The sequence below is a fragment of the Chryseobacterium sp. YIM B08800 genome (assembly GCF_026163565.1).
In the GTDB taxonomy this organism is placed as follows: Bacteria; Bacteroidota; Bacteroidia; order Flavobacteriales; family Weeksellaceae; genus Chryseobacterium.
In genome coordinates this window covers 1-5,401 of record NZ_JAPDKN010000021.1, presented here as the reverse complement: position 1 = coordinate 5,401, position 5,401 = coordinate 1, and the positions used below count along the sequence as shown (strand labels likewise).

Annotated in this window: 4 protein-coding genes; 2 read left to right on the top strand and 2 right to left on the bottom strand. The window is 31.9% G+C overall.

Annotation, left to right across the window (positions count from 1 at the left end; all coding sequences use genetic code 11):
• Positions 1 to 113: 113 nt before the first annotated feature.
• Positions 114 to 1,529, bottom strand: coding sequence for an APC family permease (locus OEW74_RS09385; RefSeq protein ID WP_265428223.1), 1,416 nt, complete (start codon positions 1,527 to 1,529; stop codon positions 114 to 116).
• Positions 1,530 to 1,671: 142 nt separating this feature from the next.
• On the opposite strand from OEW74_RS09385, the gene OEW74_RS09380 reads away from it, so the two are divergent.
• Positions 1,672 to 2,181, top strand: coding sequence for a DUF4920 domain-containing protein (locus OEW74_RS09380; protein WP_265428222.1), 510 nt, complete (start codon positions 1,672 to 1,674; stop codon positions 2,179 to 2,181).
• A gap of 79 nt (positions 2,182 to 2,260) precedes the next feature.
• Here the strand turns inward: OEW74_RS09380 and OEW74_RS09375 are convergent, their stop codons facing one another.
• Positions 2,261 to 3,370, bottom strand: coding sequence for a M14 family zinc carboxypeptidase (locus OEW74_RS09375; RefSeq protein WP_265428221.1), 1,110 nt, complete (start codon positions 3,368 to 3,370; stop codon positions 2,261 to 2,263).
• Between the two features lie 826 nt (positions 3,371 to 4,196).
• On the opposite strand from OEW74_RS09375, the gene OEW74_RS09370 reads away from it, so the two are divergent.
• A complete protein-coding gene (locus OEW74_RS09370; protein WP_265428220.1) occupies positions 4,197 to 4,724 on the top strand; it encodes a helix-turn-helix domain-containing protein in 528 nt (175 codons plus the stop codon).
• The last annotated feature ends 677 nt before the right edge of the window (positions 4,725 to 5,401 follow it).

The following is a 5,401-nucleotide window of genomic DNA, read 5'->3' as shown; positions in this document are numbered from 1 at the left end:
CTATTTCCCGCTTTCCGCACTCGCTATTTCCGGGGTTTTTGGCGGCGGCAAAGCCGCCGCCAAAAAACAAGAAAAAAGCGAGTAGTGAAAGCGGGAATTAGCTCCTAAAAAAATTATTGATCTGTTTTTTTATTTCTATTGATAAGATAATAAACTGGCAACCCAAGAAGAACTATTAAAAATCCCGGCCAAGTATATTGTTGCTTATAAATTAAAAGCAATACGCAAAAAGTTGTTCCAATGAGAAGATAAACCAATGGAGTAATTGGGTAGAACCAAGTTTTATAAGGTCTTTCAAGATTAGGCTTTTTAATTCTCAAATAAATGACTCCGAAAACGGTAATCATGTAAAACAATACAATGACAAACGAAATCATGTCTAAAAGATTTCCATACTGCCCGCTCAAGCAAAGTATAGATGCCCAAATTCCCTGCATCCAAAGTGCATTTCCGGGAACCTGATTTTTGTTGTTGTCAACGGCAGATTTAAAGAACAATCCATCTTTTGCCATGGTCTGAAAAACTCTTGCTCCGGCTAAAATCAATCCGTTGTTACAACCAAATGTAGAGATCATCACCAAAACAGCAATGATTACTGTTCCTGCGCTTCCAAAAATATTCTGTGAAGCGGCAACCGCCACCCTGTCATTGGCAGCAAAAGCAATCGAATCTCTGTCTAAAGCATTGATATAAACAAAATTTACGGCGATATATAGCAACATCACTGCAGAAGTTCCTAAAATCATTGCCTTCACAACATTTTTCTTAGGATTTTCAATTTCGCCAGAAACAAAAGTTACGCTCTCCCAGGCAACCGAACTAAACACCGAACCAACCATTGCGGCAGCGATTCCGCCCATCAAAGTCATTCCGGAGATAGATTCCCACCCCGACTGCAAAAAGATGCCTTTATCGTCCTGTTTTAAGTTATTAAAAGACTCTGTTCCGAAACTGAAATTTTCTGCCAAATGAGAAACATCAACTAAGATGAATCCTAAAGCAATTAATCCAAGGAGAGCAATGATTTTTGATCCCGTAAAAACATTTTGAAGTAGCTTGCCACTTTCTACTCCTCTTGTGTTGATGTAGGTCAGCAAAATAATCACTGCGATTGCCAAGATCTGAATCCAGGTGATCTGAAATGTTCCGCTTTGAAATATGGGTGCAGCGTTATTTAACTCAGGGACGAGATATGCGGTGAACTTTCCGAATGCCATTGCAACAGCGGCAATTGTTCCGGTCTGAATCACGGTAAACAATCCCCATCCGTAGAGGAAACCCATTTTTTTTCCGAAAATCTCTGTAAGATACGTGTATTGTCCGCCAGCTTTTGGGAAAAGTGATGACAGCTCGCCATAGCTAATTGCTGCAGCAACAGTCATAATTCCTGTGATCACCCAAACAACGATCATCCAGTATCCGGAACCCAGATTCCGCATCATATCGGCGCTTACGATAAAAATTCCGCTTCCGATCATCGAACCCATTACCAACATAATGGCGTCCCAAAGTTTTAGTTTTTTCTGCATATTCAAATATTCCGTTCAAATATAAATAAATATGCAATTGTTTTTCATTTTTGTTTTCGATTTCTAAACGACCTGTTATTTATCAAGTTTATAATCATTCTAAATTCAAATATTATTGTTAATTTTGGAAAAAATATTAATAATGAAATTTAAGGCAATATTAGTTTTAGCAGCAGTAAGTGTATCGACTTTAGCTTTTGCTCAGGAAAAGAAAAAAATGGGTCCACCGGAAGGTAATGCGATCGTAGGAGACACTTATGGGTCTGCGGTAGCTTCTTCTGTTGAATCTAAAGCTATCTCTGTTGAAAAATTAAGCAAAAAGCTTAAAAAAGAAAATAAGAAAGTTGAGAACGTAGCGGTAAAAGGAAAAGTAACTGACGTTTGCGAGAAAAAAGGATGTTGGCTAACTATTCAAACTGAAGATAATTCTCAGTTTTTTGTGAAAATGAAAGATTATGCATTTTTCGTTCCGACAGCTTTGAAAGGAAAAACAGTTGTATTAGACGGAACTGCTGAAAGAAAAGTAACTTCTATTGACGAGCAGAAACACTACGCGGAAGATGCTAAAAAGCCTCAGGCGGAAATTGATGCAATTACTCAGCCTAAAGAAGAAATCAGATTTGTAGCCAACGGAATTAAAGTGGTCAACTAATCAGATTTTACATTGGGTTTAAGTGCTTTGATTTTGCACAAAAAAATAAAAAAACGCGGAACAAATTGTTCCGCGTTTTTTAGTCTTCTATTTTAAAATTTACTTCCGCATCAAGTTTAGGATATTTAAAATCGGAAATATATTTTTTTCCGGTACAGTCGATTTCCAACCAACCTTTTCTTTTCTTCACATCTCCAGCCTCTATCACAAAAGGAATGAATGATATTTCATCTTTCCCTTCTTCATAAACCTCTCTGTACTGAACTGCGATATCCAAAATACATTCATGATCCGTATTTAATTTTACGTTTCTGTAAATAACATCATAATGTGTTTCCTGATTCTCAGGAATTTCCTGATAAGCTTCCCAACCTGTAATATCTGAGTCAAGTTCGCTTATAGATTTTAAAGCATAATACAAAGCAATCGTATAAAATTTTCTGGTTTCTTTTCTAGAGTAATCACCAGCAAAATGTCCGCCTTCAAAAAGGATTGTCGGCATTCCTGCTTTTATAAAATTATCTCCTGTAGAAGTAGGATAAAATTCATCAGAATATCTTCCGATCTGATTCGGAATTAATTCTTTTAAATGATTATAAATATTCGCAATTACCGCCATGCATTTTTTCCTGTTTTCGGTAACGGTGCGCTCCACATTTTCAGAAGGCGCCAAAAAGGAAAGTGTTGCAGGATGAACTCCATCGGTGGTGAAAATCGTGCGTTGCTCATGAAGATTTAGAGCATAGTCATATTTTTTCGAAGTAACCAAATTTTTAAGGAATTTAATCTCTTTGCTTGCCTCACTATGAAAGTCTCTATTGAGGTCTATTTCCGACGCATTCAGCCTCGTCCATTTTTCGGAACCATCAGGATTTAACATAAAAATAAAATCTAAACTGATCTTGCTGAAAAGATCTTCTTTTAATTCGGGAGCTTTATCAAAACTCTTTAATAGATCCAACATCGCATGCGTTGCATTAGATTCGTTTCCGTGCATCTGTGACCAAGCAAGAACACTGATTTTACCAGTTCCTAAACTTAACTTATAAATTGGTTTATCTAAATAAGACCTTCCAATCTCTTTAATGTAATCTTTGAGATTCGTCTGTAAGTAAGAAAATAATTTTTCAGGAGAAATATAGCGATTAGGAAAATCAGAATTTGCAGTGTAGAAATGTTCAAAGTTCATTAATAATAATTTACATTTTTCAAAATTAACCATTTTAGTTTTAAAAATAAAATTCACATTTGTAAATCAATTAAACAGTGCAAATTGCCAGATTGTCTGTTAGTAAAATTGTGGATTAACAATAATTTAATCATAGTTATTTAGTGTACTGAAAATCAAATGATTGCATTATTCAAGTTAAGTAATAAATAAAGCATACTTTAAGTGATTTTATGCACAATTTCAATAAAATATGCATAACTAACTTAAACAAATTAATTTGTGGAAAAACTAAAATTTAATATATATACAAATGTTAATTGTGGATAACTTGACTTTTATTTCATCTTGAAGAAGTCTAAAATGCCATCTTAAATAAGCTTTTAAAAACAATACTTTAAGATAACCATTTATATATAAAGTATTATTAAAAGTACTTACCGATAAAACTATTTTCTAAAATATATCGATAGAAATAATAATAAAACTAGCCTTTTAATGGTATTTAGACACTCTTCTACTTCACAGAACTTTACACAAAGTAAAATGCCGCATTAATCAAGAGAAAAAGAATTTAAGCGTACAATTTCTTCACAATTATTTTCAAATTTACATTATTCATCTTGCTTTTTCGTTTACTTTAGGTGGAATCTTATCAGCAACAGATTGTGGAAACGTTGTCTAATAATTTACCAAAATAAATTTTACAATTGTATAAATACACTGTATTACAATACTTTACGATGGTTTACTTTTGTATATTTATAAATTTTCCATTGTTTACATTTGTGTTTGTATTTTGTAAATTTATTATTTACATTTGTAAACGTTATTTTACATGTTATTTATGAGTTTAAATGAAAGAATTTCAAAAGTTATAGAATATTCAGGTTTTACTCCATCGGAATTTGCTGATGAGATAGATGTACAACGTTCGTCTATTTCTCATGTAACTTCCGGAAGAAATAAACCTTCTCTAGAATTTATTATCAAAATAAAATCGCGCTTTCCTGAAATCTTATGGGATTGGTTGGTGACTGGTGATGGCGAAATGCTGAAGTCAGAACTTCCCGATACAGCAGAACGAGTAACAGAAGAAAAGCAAAAACCAACTTCCCTACCCGATTTATTTACGATGATGAATAGCGATAAAGACTTTGGCAGTAAAGAACCTGAAGAACCAGTCATTATTCAGACCCCTTCAGAATCGCTTAAAACGTATCAAAGTAAAGCAAACGAAAAAATATTCGATTCTCAGCGATTAGAAAAATCAAATGAAGAAATAATAAGTCAAGTTATTGAAAATCAGTCGAGTAAAATAAAACGCATAATTTTATTTTATGAAAATGGAAAATTTGAAAGTTTTGAGCCATAAAAAGCTTCATTTAAAAAGAGAGACTTTTTAAAGATAAAATTGTAACTAAATAAACTGAAAAATTTTTGAAGTTTTATTACTTTTTATTTTTAAAATAAACTTTTCATTTCTGTAAACTTGATACAATAGACTTTCAAAATTTCAATAATTTTTACAGCAAAAGTTCATAATTTTGATAGAGATTATTTTAACTTTTTCAGGAATATTTATTAAAGAAATCCAATAATTTAAGCTCGATTTTATGTTTTTTAAGTCTAATAAAATACTGTAATTTTCTTAATTTTTAATTCTTAAAATACATTTTTTCCATCTCATTTTTTGAAAAATTCTCATAGCTTTTACACTTAAATCATACTTTTTAATAGAATTTATTTGAACTTTTTTAGGGTTATTTTCTAAAAATAAGTGAAAAAAACCATAGTAATTCATACATATTTTTTACTTTTTAAACCTCAAAAAACTGCCACAATTTTCGCAGTTCTTAAATCTCAAAAACATTTTTCTTGTACAATTTTGAAGCAATTTTTTCATCTCATTTTTTGAAAAATTCATAATTTCTCACGCAAAAAATTTGATAATTTAAATGTAATTTATCCAACTTTTTTGGGATAATTTTTTATTTTTACACCCCCAAAAACTACTTTTATTTTGATAATTTTCAACCCTAAAAATACATT

What these genes read in the sequence shown, in the direction of transcription:
- OEW74_RS09385 (WP_265428223.1), bottom strand. Translation starts at nt 1,529, where the DNA reads ATGCAGAAAAAACTAAAACTTTGGGACGCCATTATGTTGGTAATGGGT.
- OEW74_RS09380 (WP_265428222.1), top strand. Translation starts at nt 1,672, where the DNA reads ATGAAATTTAAGGCAATATTAGTTTTAGCAGCAGTAAGTGTATCGACT.
- OEW74_RS09375 (WP_265428221.1), bottom strand. Translation starts at nt 3,370, where the DNA reads ATGAACTTTGAACATTTCTACACTGCAAATTCTGATTTTCCTAATCGC.
- OEW74_RS09370 (WP_265428220.1), top strand. Translation starts at nt 4,197, where the DNA reads ATGAGTTTAAATGAAAGAATTTCAAAAGTTATAGAATATTCAGGTTTT.